Annotated in this window: 16 protein-coding genes and 2 pseudogenes; 10 read left to right on the forward strand and 8 right to left on the reverse strand. The window is 72.5% G+C overall.

Going from position 1 to position 15,488, the window contains the following annotated elements; all coding sequences use genetic code 11:
- Positions 1–85: 85 nt before the first annotated feature.
- The 3 genes from ACIBIW_RS18790 to ACIBIW_RS18800 are packed head-to-tail and all read right to left on the reverse strand — an operon-like array spanning position 86 to position 1,333.
- Complete coding sequence (locus tag ACIBIW_RS18790) at positions 86–319, reverse strand: hypothetical protein (RefSeq protein ID WP_399337428.1); 234 nt, start codon at positions 317–319, stop codon at positions 86–88.
- A gap of 14 nt (positions 320–333) precedes the next feature.
- Positions 334–825 carry a multiprotein-bridging factor 1 family protein gene (locus ACIBIW_RS18795; RefSeq protein WP_399337430.1) on the reverse strand — a complete coding sequence of 164 codons (492 nt, stop codon included), beginning with the start codon at positions 823–825 and terminating at the stop codon, positions 334–336.
- Positions 815–1,333, reverse strand: a complete 519-nt coding sequence (locus ACIBIW_RS18800) for a DUF6879 family protein (RefSeq protein ID WP_399337432.1) — start codon at positions 1,331–1,333, stop codon at positions 815–817. Before ACIBIW_RS18800 ends, ACIBIW_RS18795 begins: the two co-directional genes overlap by 11 nt.
- Positions 1,334–2,812: 1,479 nt before the next feature.
- Between ACIBIW_RS18800 and ACIBIW_RS18805 the strand changes: the two genes are divergently transcribed.
- Positions 2,813–3,049, forward strand: coding sequence for a hypothetical protein (locus ACIBIW_RS18805; protein ID WP_399337434.1), 237 nt, complete (start codon positions 2,813–2,815; stop codon positions 3,047–3,049).
- Between the two features lie 988 nt (positions 3,050–4,037).
- On the opposite strand, the gene ACIBIW_RS18810 is transcribed toward ACIBIW_RS18805, so the two are convergent.
- The 4 genes from ACIBIW_RS18810 to ACIBIW_RS18825 form a co-directional block, all read right to left on the reverse strand.
- Positions 4,038–5,573, reverse strand: a complete 1,536-nt coding sequence (locus tag ACIBIW_RS18810) for an FG-GAP repeat domain-containing protein (RefSeq protein WP_399337436.1) — start codon at positions 5,571–5,573, stop codon at positions 4,038–4,040.
- 146 nt (positions 5,574–5,719) lie between these two features.
- Positions 5,720–6,127 (reverse strand): hypothetical protein, encoded by a 408-nt coding sequence (locus ACIBIW_RS18815; RefSeq protein WP_399337438.1) that lies wholly within the window; start codon positions 6,125–6,127, stop codon positions 5,720–5,722.
- Positions 6,128–6,160: 33 nt separating this feature from the next.
- Entirely contained in the window at positions 6,161–6,388 is a 228-nt protein-coding gene (locus tag ACIBIW_RS18820) for a hypothetical protein (protein WP_399337440.1), read from the reverse strand.
- Positions 6,385–6,627: a hypothetical protein gene (locus ACIBIW_RS18825; RefSeq protein WP_399337442.1), complete on the reverse strand. Its 243-nt coding sequence runs from the start codon at positions 6,625–6,627 to the stop codon at positions 6,385–6,387. The genes ACIBIW_RS18820 and ACIBIW_RS18825 overlap by 4 nt, the downstream gene beginning before the upstream one ends.
- 317 nt (positions 6,628–6,944) lie before the next feature.
- Here ACIBIW_RS18825 and ACIBIW_RS18830 point away from each other — a divergent pair, with 317 nt between their 5' ends.
- The 8 genes and pseudogenes from ACIBIW_RS18830 (at position 6,945) to ACIBIW_RS18865 (ending at position 11,763) form a co-directional block, all read left to right on the forward strand.
- On the forward strand, positions 6,945–7,772 hold the full coding sequence (locus tag ACIBIW_RS18830; RefSeq protein WP_399337444.1) for a Scr1 family TA system antitoxin-like transcriptional regulator: 828 nt from the start codon (positions 6,945–6,947) through the stop codon (positions 7,770–7,772).
- Positions 7,772–7,978 (forward strand): DUF397 domain-containing protein, encoded by a 207-nt coding sequence (locus tag ACIBIW_RS18835; protein WP_399337446.1) that lies wholly within the window; start codon positions 7,772–7,774, stop codon positions 7,976–7,978. Before ACIBIW_RS18830 ends, ACIBIW_RS18835 begins: the two co-directional genes overlap by 1 nt.
- An 85-nt stretch (positions 7,979–8,063) precedes the next feature.
- Positions 8,064–8,255, forward strand: a pseudogene (locus ACIBIW_RS18840) (DUF397 domain-containing protein); the annotation flags it as partial.
- 18 nt (positions 8,256–8,273) lie between these two features.
- A pseudogene (locus ACIBIW_RS18845) lies at positions 8,274–8,459 on the forward strand (DUF397 domain-containing protein); the annotation flags it as partial.
- 281 nt (positions 8,460–8,740) lie between these two features.
- Positions 8,741–9,463, forward strand: coding sequence for a class I SAM-dependent methyltransferase (locus ACIBIW_RS18850; protein ID WP_399337448.1), 723 nt, complete (start codon positions 8,741–8,743; stop codon positions 9,461–9,463).
- A gap of 100 nt (positions 9,464–9,563) precedes the next feature.
- Positions 9,564–10,304 carry a glycosyltransferase family 2 protein gene (locus ACIBIW_RS18855; RefSeq protein ID WP_399337450.1) on the forward strand — a complete coding sequence of 247 codons (741 nt, stop codon included), beginning with the start codon at positions 9,564–9,566 and terminating at the stop codon, positions 10,302–10,304.
- A complete protein-coding gene (locus tag ACIBIW_RS18860; protein ID WP_399337452.1) occupies positions 10,301–10,996 on the forward strand; it encodes a DUF2064 domain-containing protein in 696 nt (231 codons plus the stop codon). Before ACIBIW_RS18855 ends, ACIBIW_RS18860 begins: the two co-directional genes overlap by 4 nt.
- Positions 10,993–11,763, forward strand: coding sequence for a class I SAM-dependent methyltransferase (locus ACIBIW_RS18865; RefSeq protein WP_399337454.1), 771 nt, complete (start codon positions 10,993–10,995; stop codon positions 11,761–11,763). Before ACIBIW_RS18860 ends, ACIBIW_RS18865 begins: the two co-directional genes overlap by 4 nt.
- Positions 11,764–12,460: 697 nt before the next feature.
- Here ACIBIW_RS18865 and ACIBIW_RS18870 read toward each other — a convergent pair.
- Positions 12,461–13,795, reverse strand: a complete 1,335-nt coding sequence (locus ACIBIW_RS18870) for a molybdopterin-dependent oxidoreductase (protein ID WP_399337456.1) — start codon at positions 13,793–13,795, stop codon at positions 12,461–12,463.
- Positions 13,796–13,940: 145 nt separating this feature from the next.
- On the opposite strand from ACIBIW_RS18870, the gene ACIBIW_RS18875 reads away from it, so the two are divergent.
- Positions 13,941–15,341, forward strand: a complete 1,401-nt coding sequence (locus tag ACIBIW_RS18875; protein WP_399337625.1) for a hypothetical protein — start codon at positions 13,941–13,943, stop codon at positions 15,339–15,341.
- Positions 15,342–15,488 lie beyond the last annotated feature (147 nt).

Here is a 15,488-nt window from a genome sequence, read left to right on the forward strand (position 1 = left end):
TGTCGGGGCGGCCGGGACGGCTGGAAGGGCCGGGATGGCCTGGGCTCCCGGGGCGGCCGGGACGGCCGTGACGCCCGGCCCCGCTTCAATTCGCCATGGCCCGCCCGATCAACGTCCCGATGTGGTCCGGTTGGGGGGCGCCGAGAATCCGCACCTCCGCCGTCAAAAACCCGGCCCTCAGCAACAGGTTCTCCCAACCTGGGCCGTGCCCGGCGTACTGCGTCCAGTTCATGACTGGAGCGCCGATCTCCCTGGTGACGCTCGTTGCGTAGGTGTCCAAGAGATCGCGTTCGTCATCATGGTTATGACGTGTCGGCATGGTGGCTCTCTCCGTCAAGGGCGTGCCCCGCACCTGTCGGTGGTGAGCCGGAGCGGGGCATGTCGGTTGCGGCCGTTCAGTGAGAGTCGGCGCGACAGACTGGCCCGCACGTAGTCATGCGTCGCCAAAAGCCCCGTGATCATGGTTGGCAGGAAGAACCGGAACTCGGAGGTAACGGCTTCCAGGCGGGCCAACTCGTTCTGCTTCTTGTCCAGTCCCCGCCGCTGGGAGCCCCAGTGGTCCTGCCACTCCGTGTTCGCCGCGCGGGCCAGAGCGAGGACCTCGGCTGCCGGCGCCCCCTCCGTCCCAAGAGCTTCGAGGATCAGTTCCACGTCCACCAAGGCCGGGGTCAGCTTCCCGCTCTCGATGTTACTGACCCTGGTCTGGCTCATGTTGCACCGCTTCGCGAGCCGGACTTGCGTCCACCCGGCTCGCTTACGCTCGTTCCTCAGAGCCCCCGCCAGGTCGAACCTGGACTGCCCCAGGGCCTCGGGTTCAAAGGTCAAGACCCTTCACGTACTCCTCGAAGGTGATCGACTCGGATACCGCGATCCTCTGGTATTCGATGAACGGTTCAGGATCGCCGTTGTGGACTTCCCGGCTGATCTGCCTGCCGTCCGGATGGTAGTTCATGAGCACCACTTCGGACTGGTCGAACATCCAGAAGTCCCGTACTCCATCGAGTGGGTTGGGCCTTTCCGTGACGTCGAGAATGCGGATCTGCTCACCCGCCATGGCGTGGGCCTTGTAGCAGTGGTGGAACTCGAAGCGCAGGTAATCCGACAGCGGGCGGGTCACCACATGGACACGCCCCTGTGTGCGCCCCTCCGTGACCTGTCGGCGCAGCCGGTCTGTGTACTCGTTCACCACCTTCTCCGGGTCGATACGCACCCCGGCGCGGAAGCCCGCGAACTCCTTTTCCTCCTGCGGCATGAGGTACCGCGGCAACGTTTCGAGCCGCCAGGCTTCCCGCCTGAAGTGCTCGAACCGCGCGGCCCATTCCTCACGAGCCATGGCGAATCCCCCTGTTCCGTGCCCCTCGTGGGACAGTTCCACGACCGTACGGAGCGGGCGTCCGCGCCGTCCATGCGACAACGCAACTATTGGCGTTGTCGCATAAACAAGCCTCTCGGGAGGCATCGGAGGGGGTGGTCGCCGCTGCTGTGCCGGGGGACTTCCAGGGTGCGGGCACCGAAAATCATCGGGCCGTCCGGGGGCACCCCGTTGACCGGGCGGTCCGCTGCCTGCCTCGGCAGCGGACCGGCGTCTTGTGCGGACGCGAACCGGCGTGATGCCACTTCCCGCGGCCTCCCGTCCCGCGCCGCCCGGCTCCCATGTGCTCTGCCGCCCGGACCTGGAGCCCTCGCCGCGGGCTGAACCGGTCCGCTCATCGGGACGTTGCACTGGGGGTAAGCGTCATATGCGGTTGGCGAGCCCGAGCGGAAGAGCGGCACGCCCGGCACGTCACGGGTCTCCGCCGGTATCAGCAAAAGGAGAGTCGGTAAAAGTGTCTGACAATTACGAACCCTCCAGTGACTCCAGCGGTTACGAGGAACCAAGCCGCTACTCCCCCCAAGACCAGGCAGATTTGGACTATCAGCAGAATCTGGCTTCGTCCAACGCCGCGCGAGGCGGAGTTGAGTACATGGAGAGGCACGCATCACACTCCCTTCGGCGAGATTTCCGACGAACGACCGCACTCTCCGACAGCTTCAGGGAGACCAGCCAAGCCCTCACGCAGGCCGAGACACGGTTGAGTCAACGTCCAGAGTCAGAACGTCGGATGGCGGCCTACCAGCAGGCAGGCGCCAGGCACTCGCTCGCGCTTCAGCGGTGGGTGCAAGCCGCGACCCCCGTTCAGGAGCGGCTGGCGGAAGAGCTGGACAGGCGGGACCAGAGGGAACGGGAGCGCGCCGAGAGGCGGGAACAGAGGAGGGCCCAGGCCGCCACCCAGCAGCAGCCCGCCGCGGAGCCGGCGTCGGCGCTTTCCTCCCTGGCCGGCTACAGCAGTTTCCTCACGCAGCGCCAAGGGGAATTGATGGCGGAGGTGGCACGAATGACCCCGGGCACGAATGGCGGTGGGCCGGCCCGCAACGGAGCCCCGCGGCAGAACGGAGCCGGAGGCCAGAACGGCTATTACGGCAACGGGGCCGGCCAGAACGGTCACCACGGCAACGGGGCCGGCCAGAACGGCGGTTCACCGAGGCGCAGGTCGGGCAGTAGTTCTTCCCGGTGACGGGAATGCCGTGCTGAACCCAGGTGAAACGCGGCCGCTGGGGGCCGTGTCGGGCCGGGCCCGGACCACCTGGTGTGCGAAGGCCACCCGACCCTCGCCCAGTCCGCGGCGGCCTGGGAGGATCTGGTCGTATGGGACTTGCGATGTGGTGGCGGGTTAAGCGGATGAGGGAGCCTGTTTCGGGCTCGTTGAAGGTGACTGTCTGCGCGCAGCCGGGGGCGATGGGGGCAACGTCGAGCGCCTTTTACGGTGCGCTCGTGATGGGCGTGGTCGAGGGGCCGGGCATCGCGCCGCGGGCCGTCGAGTTCTCCGCCACCGTGCCCAGCTCGCGCTGTCCGAAGTCGGGACAGCGCGTGCCGGTGGTCGTGGACCGGGCCGATCCGCGCCGCGTCGTCATCCGGTGGGACCGGGTGCCGCGCCGGGACCCGCTCGGGGCGGCACGCCGCGCGAACCAGCAGGCCGCGGCCGCGGAACGCCGGAAGCGACGGCACTGACGCCGGGACGGCGGCTCCCGGACGGGGCCTGGTCAGCCCGGTTTCGGTTCGGGGGCCTGAAGGCCCGGCCCCCGATTCCCTTGGCCGGGGACCGGGCCGCCGGTCTCTCCGAGCGGCCGTCTCAGCCCCTGCCCCCTCCGGGTCCGTGCCCCTGTCCCCTGCCCCGCTTCCCCCGTTCTGCCTCGGGCACGTGCCGTCGGACATGGGCACTCCGGTGCAGACCCGACGGGCCGGTCCTCGGCGTGCCGGACCGCGACGAGGTCGGCTCGTCGGTGAGGGAAAGGCTCGCCGCCGCTGCCACGAGCTGGGACGGGTCCTGCCGTCCCCGGCCCGCCGGGGGCCAGCCCGGCGGCTGGGGGTCGACCGGGCTCACCTGGTAGCCGGGGACGGAACCCGGCTCGATCCCCCGACCGGGCTCACGCCCCGGGAGTCCCGGCTCCACCGAGTGGAACTCGCCCGGCTCACCGGGGTCAGCGGCTGGTTGGCTCCGAACTGGGCGGCTGTCGGGTCCAGGTCCATCGGCCCCCCGGCGTACGGCATGGCCGGGTTGGACAGAGCCGGGTAAGCGGGACGGGTGTCGGCCAGGTGAGCCGGGCGGGTGTCGACCTGGTAATTCGGGGCGGGGGGCGGCTGTTGCCATTGCGTGGCCCCCGACATGGCCTGGGCCCGCTGCCACTCTGCCCAACGTGCGCGGGCCACGGCGTCGTAATCGGCCTGCTCGCGATCCGTGAGCTGCGCGCGCGGGTCGTAGTCCAGATAGGCGGGCGGAGCTTCTCGCTCCGTACCGTCCACCTGGTAGACCGCCTGCGAGGTCCGCCGCCGTCTGGACGGATTATGGTCTCCCAGGTTTCCTTCCGTCTCCCGCTTCCCGCCAAGACCGTGCCCGGGGCGGGTGCTCATATGCAACGAACACCGTCGCGAAGCGGTTCAAAACAGTGCCGCGCCCCCGAGCCGGGCGTTCGGCTCAGGGGCGTGGTGTGGCGGCGGGTCAGGAGGAGAAGAGCGAGCCGAGGCCGCCGCCGTTGTGCTGGGGGACTCCCAGGGTGCGGGCGCCGAAGGTGATCGAGCCATCCGGGGTCACGCCGTCCGCCGTCGCCCGCAGGACCCAGATCGAGCCGTCGGTGCTGTCCTCCGAAGCGACCTCGCCCTCGCCCGAGCAGCCGACGACCAGGTCGGCCATGCCGTCGCCGTCGGTGTCGGTGAGCTTGGTGGCGGAGCCGAAGAAGTCGTACTCCTGGGAGATGCCGGGCACCCCCGGGGTGTCCTCGCTGAAGACCTGCGCGCCCTGGCCCGTCAGTCCTTCTGCGGTCCCGCGCAGGGTGACCGCGCTGCCCGCCATCTCGATGCCGTCGAAGGTCTCGTCGGGCACCCCGACCGACACGTCCGCGTACCCGTCGCCGTCGATGTCGCCGATCGAGACCCCCTTGCCGAACTCGTCGACGGAGCCGTCAACCTTGTCCTCCTCGGCGACGCCCGGCACACCGGGGCTGTCCTGGTTGATCCTGCCGAGCTTCGAGGGGTCGGGCCCTTCCGCGCCGCCCGGCACGTAGGTGACCATGCCGCCCTTGGCCTCCGGCAGGGGCTTCTCGCTGCCGAAGTTGCCGTCCGGGCGGCCGATGACGATGTCGGCGCGGTGGTCGCCGTTCACGTCGCCGACGTCCAGGTTGTCGCCCGCGCCGTCGAGACCGCCGACGGTGGTGCCCGTGGTGAGGCCCGTGGAGGCGCCCGCGAAGTAGCCGACGTGGCTGTCGTCGCCCCTGCCGCCCGCGGAGACGACGTCGGCGACGCCGTCACCGTTCACATCGCCCGCGGCCAGGTCGCTCATCCGCGCCGCGTCGGGTGTTCCCGCGTCGGGGCCCTCCACCTCGTGGGTGCCTCCCGCCGGTGTGCCGTCGCGGTCGAAGGGTCCTGTCAGGACGCGCAGGCTCGTCCCGTGGACGCCGGTCGCGATGTCGGTGGCGCCGTCGCCGTCGAAGTCCCCCGCCACGGCGAGGTCGCCGACGGCGTCCTGGTAGTCGGCCCCCTGGGACAGCCAGGTCGATCCCGAGAGACCGTCGGGGCCTCCCCAGATGACCGAGAGCGATCCCTTGCCCCCGTTGTCACCACCGGCCCCGACGACCAGGTCCGCGTATCCGTCCTGGTCGAGGTCGGCGGAGGTGACGGAGCTGCCGTAGGCGTCGCCCTGCTCCGCGTCGCCCGGGATGCCGGGCTTGTTCTGGTCGAAGACCTGCCGTGAGGAGGTGACGAGGCCGTCGGCGGAGCCGTACATGACGGCCACGTAGCCGTCGTACGCCGGTCCGCCGCCGTCCTGGTTCCCCTCGTAGCTCTTGAGTCCCGCGGCGGGCACGGGGAAGGCGACGTCGGCGTAGCCGTCGCCGTTGAAGTCGTCCCGGAGTCCGGCGCCCTTCGTGGCGGCGGCGCGGCCGTCCGCGGTGTCCGCGAGGGCCGCGGGCGCGGTCACCGACAGGCTCACCGCCACCGCCGCCATCAGACCGATACCGCCTGCCGCTCTGCGCAAGTTCATCTGCCACACCTTCCAGGACCCGACGTGACCGCCCCGGCGGGCCGGACCGGAACGGCGCGTGACAACGCGCGTCACGCGCCCTTCCAGACTTGTCAGGAGCACGAAGGGTTGTGCGCCGGGCGTGACCCGTGCCCGCCCCCGGTACGTCAGCCGGGGTGGTGCGGGGGCAGGCCCCAGCGCTCCGGGTGGTCCTTCATGTCGGCGGTGAGGGCTTCGTGGGTGGGGTCGGTCACGGCCCACGAGTGCTCCCGGGGGTGGTACGCGTACAACTCGCAGGGGTCGCCGCGGGAGTCCGCGGTGGTGCACCAGCGCAGTGTCGCGAAGCGGTGGGCCCCGTCGCCGTCACCGTCGTTCCACAGGAACCACACCGCCGCGTAGGGACCCGGCACGTCCCACAGGTGGTCGGCGTGCTCCCCCTCGTGCCCCTCGGCGAGTTCGCAGGCGGCGTAGCCGTTGGCGCACCAGACCGGGTCCTCCGGCGGGTCACCCGCCGCGCCCGCGCGCAGCAGCGTCTCCGGTACGGGCAACCGCCGCAGGGCCGTGCACTGCAACATCACACCCTCCTCCTCTCTCACGTCCCCGGCCCGCTACGTGCCCCTCAGGGCCTTGCAGTCGGCGCAGTTGACGGGCCGCAGCCACTCCGTGACCAGCTCACCCCGCCGCCCCGCACCGCACTTCGGCCACAAGAACAGCGCACCATGGCGATCACGCCGCCAGCGCAGCTCGTGCACCGTCATCACGTCCTCGCCGACCGTGCCCACCGGGTCCACCGGGTCCACGTCCATGGCCCCCGCCGACCGCCTGCCGTCCTTCACGGAATCCTCCTTCGGCTCTTCCTGTGGAGCGCGGCGATGGCTATGAGCTGCCGCCGCTCCCAGGACGTCGCCGGGCGCAGCCGCCAGTAACGCACCCGCCACACAAGCCCCGTGGGCCGCATGACCTCCACGTACACGCCCTCGGTGGCCGTCACCACACCGGGCATGCCACGCTCCGAGCAGAAGACGGCCATGCCGGGAGCGACCTGCCTCGGATGCGTGAAACTGGCCGCGTGCACGCGGTAACTCCCGCCGCCCCACGCGCCGTTGGCGCCCGCGCGGCTCACCGCTCGTCCAGTGTTCTGAGATGGGCCTCGATCTCCCGGCCCAATTTCAGGGCCCGTTCGACCAAAACCTCTAACGGCGTCGATTCGTTCTGTTCTTCGAGGGCGGCTCGTGAAGGTGATTCACGGGGGGCCTCGGGTGCGATGACAAGGTGTTTCCGGGACAAGGCTCGCTCCTCTCCGTAGCGACGCCACTACCGGGGCACTTAGGGTGACCCAGAGTTGGTGACCCATCAACTTGCGCCATCCGTACGGATAGTCGGGAGAGGTAGTTGAACCGAAAAGAGTTAGACCCCGATAAGTCACCCAGCGCGAGGTTCGGGCTGCAACTTCGCACGCTGCGGGACGAACGGGGCTGGACACAGGATGAGTTGGCGGAGCGCGTAGGCTGCTCGGGAACGCATATTTCCGCCGTGGAAACTGGTCGACGTCCACCAACTCGCCAGTTTGCGGCAAGTCTTGACAGGGTCTTCGGGAGCAACGGGAGATTCGAGCGGCAGAGTCAGGCGGTCCGCCAGAACGCGCTTATCGAGGGGTATCCGGAGTACCTCACTCATGAAACACGGGCGGCGGAAATCCGCGAGTACGCAGTAGGCGCTATTCCTGGCCTGTTGCAGACACCCAAGTACGCCACGGTGCTTGAAGCAGACGCGGTACGCAGAGAGGCGATCACTCCCGAACAAGCGGAGGAACGGGTTGATCTCATTGCGAAGCGGCAAGCGAGCCTCGTACGATCGCCATCGCCACTGATCCACATGGTGCTGGACGAAGGGTGCATTTACCGGCCGATGGGCAAGCCCTCCGTCATGGAGGAACAGCTCGCGCGCATACTGGAGTTCGCTGAGCTGCCCAACACCATCTTGCAGATCGCACCGTTCTCGATGGGGGAGCGCAGGCCACTGCGCTTGCCTGTCACGGTGCTCACGATGCCGGAACGTACGCTCATGTCGTACGCCGAATCTTCCCACCGGGGCCACCTCGAACGGGAAAGTACGTTCGTCGTCCCCTTGCTGACGGCCTACCATCAGCTACAGGCTGAAGCGCTGTCACAAGCGGCGTCCGTGGCCATGATCCAGAAGTTGCGAAAGGGCACCCAGTGATGACCGAATCCCCCCGTTGGTTCAAGTCCTCCTACAGCGGCAACGGTGGCAACTGCGTCGAGGCCGCCGTCAACCTCGTCGCCCCGCACGGCATCGTCCCCGTCCGCGACTCGAAGAACGTGAGCGGCCCGGTCCTGACCGTCGCCGCCGACGCGTTCTCGTCTTTCGTAGACGGCGTCAAGACGGGCACGATGGGCACCAACTGAGCGCAGCGCACCGCCGACCCCGTCGCCCCACGTCCAGCGGGCGGCGGGGTCGGTCCGTGTTCCACCAGCAACGTAAGGAGCCCTCATGACGACGGAATCCCCCCGCTGGTTCAAGTCCTCGTACAGCAACAATGGCGGCGAGTGCATCGAGGTCGCCGCCAACCTCGCGGCCCCGCACGGCATCGTCCCCGTCCGCGACTCCAAGAACACGAGCGGCCCCGTACTGACCATCCCCGCTGCCGCGTTCTCCACGTTCGTGGACAGCGTGAAGACGGGCTCGCCCCGCTGGTTCAAGTCCTCCTACAGCGGCAACGGCGGCCAGTGCATCGAGGTCGCCACGAACCTCGTCGCCTCGCGCGGCACCGTCCCCGTCCGCGACTCCAAGACGGCGAACCACGACGGCGCGCAACTGTCCGTTACGGCCGAGGCGTTCGCGACCTTTGTGCACGCCGTGCGGACGGGCATGCCCGGGACGGAGTGACCAGCGGGCCGCGCCCGCGCGAAGCCGTATTGCTGGAAGACCGACGCGGACCGGCACTCACCCATCCCGCGCGGGGCGCCCGCCGCTCGCTGCAAACCGGTTGCACGCCATGAAAGTCGGCCCCCGCAGGACCTGTGCGCCTGGTGTCCTCTCATTACGGCCCCGCACACAACCCGGCAGGGGCCTCGGCCTCGGCACCGGGGCCTCCGCGCGCCCCCCGTCAGGGTGCACCGTCCCCGTTCCGCCCCCGCGGCCCCGCCCGGCCCGCGAGGATGAGCCGGGTGACGGCATCCTCATCGGCACACCCAGACCTGTGGCACCGCTACGGCACCAGCCGCCGCACCGACGACGAGAACCGCGGCGTGGCAGGACGCTTCCACTGGGACTGGTACCAGCGCGCCGGTCCCGGCGCCGAACTCCTGGGGAACGTCGCCGGGCGGACAGTTGTCGACCTCGGTTCCGGCAATGGTCGCCTGGCCGCCCACGTCGCATGGACGCTCGCACCGCGGCGAGTGATCGGTGTGGACGCCTCGCCCGCCGCGACCGAGCGTGCCCACGCGAGGTACGGCCACGTGCCCCGGCTCCATCCGGTCCATGCGGACGCCGCCGCCTGCCTCCAGCGGCACCCGGCGAGCATCGACACGGCATACAGCGTCTTCGGCGCCGTCGACTTCACCGACCCCCGGATTCTCCTGCCCGCCACCGCGCAGGCGCTGCGCCCCGGCGGGCTCCTCGTGATCTCGACACTCGGTCACTACCGTGACGGCAGCCCCCCGGAGCCCGACGTGCGCCCTGTGCGTATCCCGGTACGCACCGCCGACGGGGCCACCGCCACGCTCGCCCGGTGGGTGCTGGGCGTCCCCGTGTGGGAACGACAGCTCACGCGCGCAGGTCTCGCCGTGGAAAGCGTGAACACTCTCCGGGACCCGGGCGGGGGCTGCGGGCCGCCCATGGACACCGTCATCCTCAGCGCGCGCCGTCCCGCGCGCCCTGCGCAGTTGTGAGGCGGCCGCGGGTGGCGGGGTGCCGGCCGCCCGCCTCCGCCCCCGACGTCCGCGTTTCGTAAGGCGCACGGGCCCCGTTTGCCGGGTTTGCGTCCGTAAGGTGAAGCGGGTGACTCACTCGCCTTCCGTACGTGCAGGGCATGCGTCGAGCCCGGTGGATGTGGTGCTTCCCTGCCTCGACGAGGCCGACGCGTTGCCGTGGGTGCTCGGACGGGTGCCGCCCGGGTGGCGGGCGCTCGTCGTGGACAACGGGTCCGCCGATGGCTCGGCCGACGTCGCGCGCTCGCTCGGGGCCACCGTGGTGGCGGAGCCGCGGCGCGGCTTCGGCGCCGCCTGCCATGCCGGGCTGCTCGCCGCCACCGCCGATGTCGTGTGCTTCTGCGACTGCGACGCCTCGCTCGACCCCGCGCTTCTTGTGCCGTTCGTGCGCGAGGTGGCCTCGGGGACGAGCGACCTGGTGCTCGGGCGGCGCCGCCCCGCCGCGCGCGGGGCCTGGCCGCCGCACGCCCGCGCGGGCAACCTCGCCCTCGCCAGGATGCTGCGCCGCCGCACCGGGCTCGCGCTGCACGACCTCGGGCCGCTGCGGGCCGCGCGCCGTGACGCGCTGCTCAGCCTGCGGCTCGCGGACCGGCGCAGCGGCTACCCCCTGGAGATGGTGGTACGGGCCTCGGACGCGGGCTGGCGGGTCGTCGAGCACGACGTGCCGTATCTGCCGCGTACCGGGAAGTCGAAGGTCACCGGGACCTGGCGGGGCACCTGGCACGCGGTGCGGGACATGCGGGGCGTGCTCGCGGAGCCGGGTCCCGGTGCGGGCACCGTGGGTGCGGGTGGTCGTCGATGAACGATGACGGGCGCCCCACCCTTCTCGTCATCGCCAAGGAGCCGCGGCCCGGGCGGGTCAAGACCCGGCTGACCGCGCGCTTCACCCCCGAGCAGGCCGCGCGGCTCGCCGAGGCGGCGCTGCGGGACACCCTGGCGCTGGTCGCCGCGGTGCCGGCCCGGCGGCGGGTGCTCGCGCTCGCCGGGGCCCCCGGCCGCTGGCTGCCGCCCGGCTTCGACGTCGTACCGCAGGGCGCGGGCGGGCTCGACGAGCGTCTTGCCGCCGCCTTCGGCGCGTGTACGGGGCCGACGCTGCTGGTGGGCATGGACACCCCGCAACTGACCGGGGACCTGCTCGCGCCCGCGACCTCGGCGGGCGGCTGGGGGGACTGCGACGCCTGGTTCGGGCCCGCGGCCGACGGCGGCTTCTGGGCGCTCGGCCTCGCGGAGCCCGCGGCGGCGCCCGCGCTGCTGCACGGCGTGCCCATGTCGACCCCGCACACCGGCAGCGCGCAGCGCGCCCGGCTGACCGGGGCGGGCCTTCGGGTGCGTGACCTGCCGGTGGTACGGGACGTGGACACGCCGGATGACGCGCTCGCGGTGGCGGCGCTCGCGCCCCGCACCCGGTTCGCCGCGCTGCTCGCCGAGTTCCTGGGCCCTGCGGCGGTACGGGGCGGGAGCGGCGGCTCCGGCGGGGGCGGGGGCGGTCGATGACGGCCGTGCGGGGGCCCGGTGAGAGGAACTGGTCGGCGGGGCCCTACGCGCAGGCGCTGCGCACCGGGCAGGGGCCGCTGTTCCTGCGGCGCGACGACGGCTGGCTGCTGCCGCTCGACGTGGAGCGCTGGTGCGCGGGCCCCGACGCGGCCGACCTGTCGGTGCTGCGGCGCTGCCGTGGCGCGGTGCTCGACATCGGCTGCGGGCCGGGACGGCTGGTCGCGGAGCTGTCCGCGCGCGGGCACCGGGTGCTCGGCATCGACGTCAGCGAGGCGGCGGTGGCGCGCGCGGTGGGCATCGGGGCGCGGGCGCTGCGCCGCTCGGTGTTCGAGCCGCTGCCCGACGAGGGGGGCTGGGGCACGGCGCTGCTCATCGACGGGAACATCGGCATCGGCGGCGATCCCGGCGCGCTCCTCGACCGGGCGGCTGCGCTGCTCGCGCCCGGCGGGCTGCTCCTCGCGGAGGCGGCCCCGGTGGACGTGGACGAGCGGGTGGACGTGCGGGTCGAGGACGGGCGCGGCTTCGGCGGGGGCCCGTTCCCGTGGGCGCGGGTGGGCGTACCGGCGCTGCTGCGGCACGCGCGCGCGAGCGGCTGGGGCGCGGTGCGTCAGTGGGCGGTGGCCGGGCGGCCCTTCGTGGCGCTGCGCCGCCACCGCAGCAGCAGCCGTACGGCGAGCCAGAGCGCGGAGAGCGTGAAGAGGCCGGCGGTCATCAGCAGCCATCGGGTGAGGAAGCCGTCCGGGTCGAGCGTGGTCGCGGACGCGTAGTGGTCCGCGCGGCGGCCCGTGATCAGCGGGAACCACACCAGGAGCAGGAGGAGGGAGAAGAGGGCGGGGACGCGGATGTGGTTCAGCGGCGAGGGGGCGCCGCGGGGGGCCGGGGTGGGGATGCCGGTGCCGGTTCCGGTTCCGGTTTGGATTCCGGTTCGGATTCCGTTTCTAGTTCCGGTTCGAGAAGCTGGTCTCGGTTCGGCTCTGGTTGCAGCCGCGGGCTCGGGCTCGGTTCCGGCTCCGTCTTCTGCTTCCGGTTCTGCTCCAGTTCCGGCTTCGGCTTCGGCTTCGGCTTCGGCTTCGGCTTCGGTCACATCATCGGCATCGGCATCGACCGCGGCATCGGCTGCCGCCCCGCGCCGCCGGTCGAGTACGGCCCGTAGTGCGCGGTCCGCCGTCGTGTAGAGCGGGACCAGGGCCAGGTCGTGCAGGACGGCGGCGCCGACGAACCAGAGCGCCAGGGCGAGGCCGCTCTCCGCGCCGTCGAGCAGTCGGACGCCCGCGTAGCCTGCGAGCGCGAACGAGGCCAGCATGGCGAGGAGGTGGGCGGGGCCCTCCCCGTACCAGCGGCCTACGCGCCGGAGCAGGGTCCGCCCGGCGGACAGCGAGCGGCGGCGCCACCGCCGGAACGCACGGGCGGCGCGCGGGCGGTGCGGGGGCTCGCTCCCGGGAGGGGTGGCGCGCGGGGGGCGGTTCATGTGAGGTCTCCGAAGGTGAGGGCGGCCACCCACTTGGTGTTGAGGACGCCGGGGGCCGCGGGGACGATGACCCGGGCCGGATAGCCGTGGTCGGGGGAGAGGTCGGCGCCGCCGACCCGCAGCGCGAGCAGCGAGCGCGGGTCGTGCACCTGGTCGGCGCTGAGCGCGGACCTGCGGAAGGCGCCGCGGGCCTGAAGGGACTCGGTGACCACGCCTGTCCTGGTGCCGGCGCCGGTGAAGCCGACGAGGGCGCCGAGGGCGCGCAGCCGTACCCCGCTCCAGTGCTGGTCGGGCGTGGACCAGCCCTCGACGCAGGCGATCGGCAGCGCCGCCCCGTGCTGCTCCATGGCGAGGAGCTGACCGCGCGTCAGCCGTACCGTGCCGGAGGGGCCCCTGAGGGTGAGGTGCCAGGGGCCGTGCATGTCCTGGGGGCGCAGGCCCACGGCGGCTGCCGACTTGTTGACCTGGAAGCCGTTCGGTCCCGGGCCGGGGTCGGTGCCGTGCGGGGCGAGGGCGGCGAGGCGGCGCAGCGGGCCGCCGATGCTCTGCCCCACGGTGGTGACGAGCAGCAGCAGCGAGGCCCCGCCGACGGTGGCGAGCGCGCCGCGCCGCGACATGGTGGGCCGCGCGGGGCGCGGCGAGGCGAGTGCGGCGGGGTCGGCGGGGTCGGCGGGGTCGGCGGGGTCGGCGGCGTGGCCCGCCCCGGCGGGGTGTCCCGTCTCGGCGGTGTGCCCCGCCGTGCCGCGCCGCAGGCCGGGGTCGCGCAGCACCCGCAGCGCCTGCGGCAGCCGCAGCGCGGCGTGCGCGAGGAACGCGGCGAAGAACACCCAGGCGCCGTAGAAGTGCAGCGGGTAGAACGAGCCGGGGAAGACGTAGTCGAGCTGGACGTTGAGGATGCCGGTGGTGAACTCGAAGAGGCCGCCGCCGACGAGCAGCAGCAGCGAGACCCGTTCGAGCGCGTGCCCGAGCGAGCGGGCCGGGGGCAGGGTGAACAGCTTCGGCACCACCGACCACAGCTTCGCGAGCAGCACCGGGACCAGGGCGACGCCGAGGGTGACGTGCACGCCCTGGGTGAGCCGGTAGAGCCAGTGCGGGCGGGTGGGCCAGGAGAAGAGGTAGAAGCCGAGCAGGCCCTTGTCGGGCGTCTTGTCGTTGAGGCCGTGCGCCAGACCCGGGCCGTACGCGGCGTACGACAGCAGCCCTGTGACGAAGAGCACCGTGATCCCGAGGAGCAGCACCACGCCGAGCACCGAGGTGAGCCAGGTGCCGCGCAGCGGGCTGCGCCAGAAGGCGGGCGAGGTGGGCAGGCGCTGATCCCTGAGGTCGACCATGGGCCGACGGTAGGACGGGGGAGCGGGCCGTGGAGCGCAGCGACCCATGACGAATCGCTGACGCCTCCCGAGGATCTGACGGTTGTGTGACCCCTGCACGCGCCGGAGCCCCGGGCGGCCGGTGACGGCCTAGCGTGCCAGGGTGATCCCCACCCAGTCGGCCGCGGCACGCGACCGTCCAGAACCACCCGCGCCCCGGTCGAGGGGCGGGCGCCGGGACCTGGTGACCGCCGCCCTCGCGGTGGTGTTCTTCGCCGCCGCGGCCGTCGAGGGCCGCGGGATCGAGGACTCCGCGCACACGCTGCACCTCAACTGGCCGCCCGTCTTCGCCTACTGGGACCCGCACTGGGGGCCCGGCACCCCCCTCGCCGCGGCCGTGGCGGTGGCGGTGGTCCGGTACGGGCCGCGGGCCGCGCGGCGCCTCGGCCGACGGGGGCTGCCGTGGGCGGTGTGGGGCGCCTCGATGGCGTGGACGTGGTCGCTGGCGCTGGTCGACGGCTGGGACCGCGGCGTCGCGGGCCGCCTCGCCAGCCGCTACGAGTACCTGCGGTCGGTGGACCGCTTCGGCGACCCCGGGGCCGCGCTGCGGGACTTCACCCACCACATCCTGCTGCACACCCCCGACCCCTGGCCCGCGCACGTGGCGGGGCACCCGCCCGCCGCGGTGCTGACCTTCGTCGGGCTCGACCGTATCGGCCTCGGCGGCGGTGGCTGGGCCGCGGCGTTCGTGATCACGGTGGGGGCGTCGGCGGGGGCCGCGGTGCTGGTCACGCTGCGGGCGCTCACCAGTGGGCGGCTCGCGCGCACCGCGGCCCCCTTCCTGGTGCTCGCGCCCGCGGCGGTCTGGGCCGGGGTCTCGGCCGACGGCTACTACACGGCGGTCGGCGCCTGGGCGGTGGCGCTGCTCGCGCTCGCCGCCACCACCGGTACCGGGCGGCGCCGCGCGGTGGCCGCGCTCGGCTCCGGGCTCCTCTTCGGCCTGCTGTGCTACCTCTCGTACGGGCTCGTCCTCTACGCCGCGATGGCGGCGGCGGTGCTGCTGCTCACCCGCACCGCGCGCCCGCTGCCGTGGTTCGTGGCGGGGGCGGCGGTGGCGCCGCTGTGCTTCACGCTCGCCGGGTTCGACTGGTGGGAGGCGTACCGGCTGCTGGTGACCCGCTACAACCAGGGCGCGGGCGGCGAGCGCCCGCAGAGCTACTTCCTGTGGGGCAACCTCGCCGCCGCCGTGCTCCTCTCCGGGCTCCCCGCCGTCACGGGCACCGCCCGCGCGGTGTCCTCGGCGCCCGGAGCGGTACGTGCCTGGTGGCGCGGGGCGCCCGACGCGCGCGGGCGCCTCGTGGTGCTGGTGCTCGTGGGGCTCGCGATGATCCTGGTCGCGGACGCCTCGGGGATGAGCAAGGCGGAGACGGAGCGGATCTGGCAGCCGTTCACGCTGTGGCTGCTGCCCGCGGCTGCGCTGCTGCCCGAGCGCGGGCGGCGCGGCTGGCTGGCCACGGGGGCGCTGACGGCGCTGCTGGTGAACCATCTGCTGTTCACGGGGTGGTGAGGCGCGGGCCCCGGCGGGCCCCGGCGGGCCCCTGGCGGATGCCACTCCCTGGCGGGTACCACCCCCGGCGGGTGCCGCGGCATAGGTGGCGCGCAAAGGGGGACCCGTCGGGGCGCCGGGGGCGAGCGGGAGCCCCGGAGGGACGGA

This window comes from Streptomyces sp. NPDC050560 (assembly GCF_044457285.1).
Classification (GTDB): domain Bacteria; phylum Actinomycetota; class Actinomycetes; order Streptomycetales; family Streptomycetaceae; genus Streptomyces.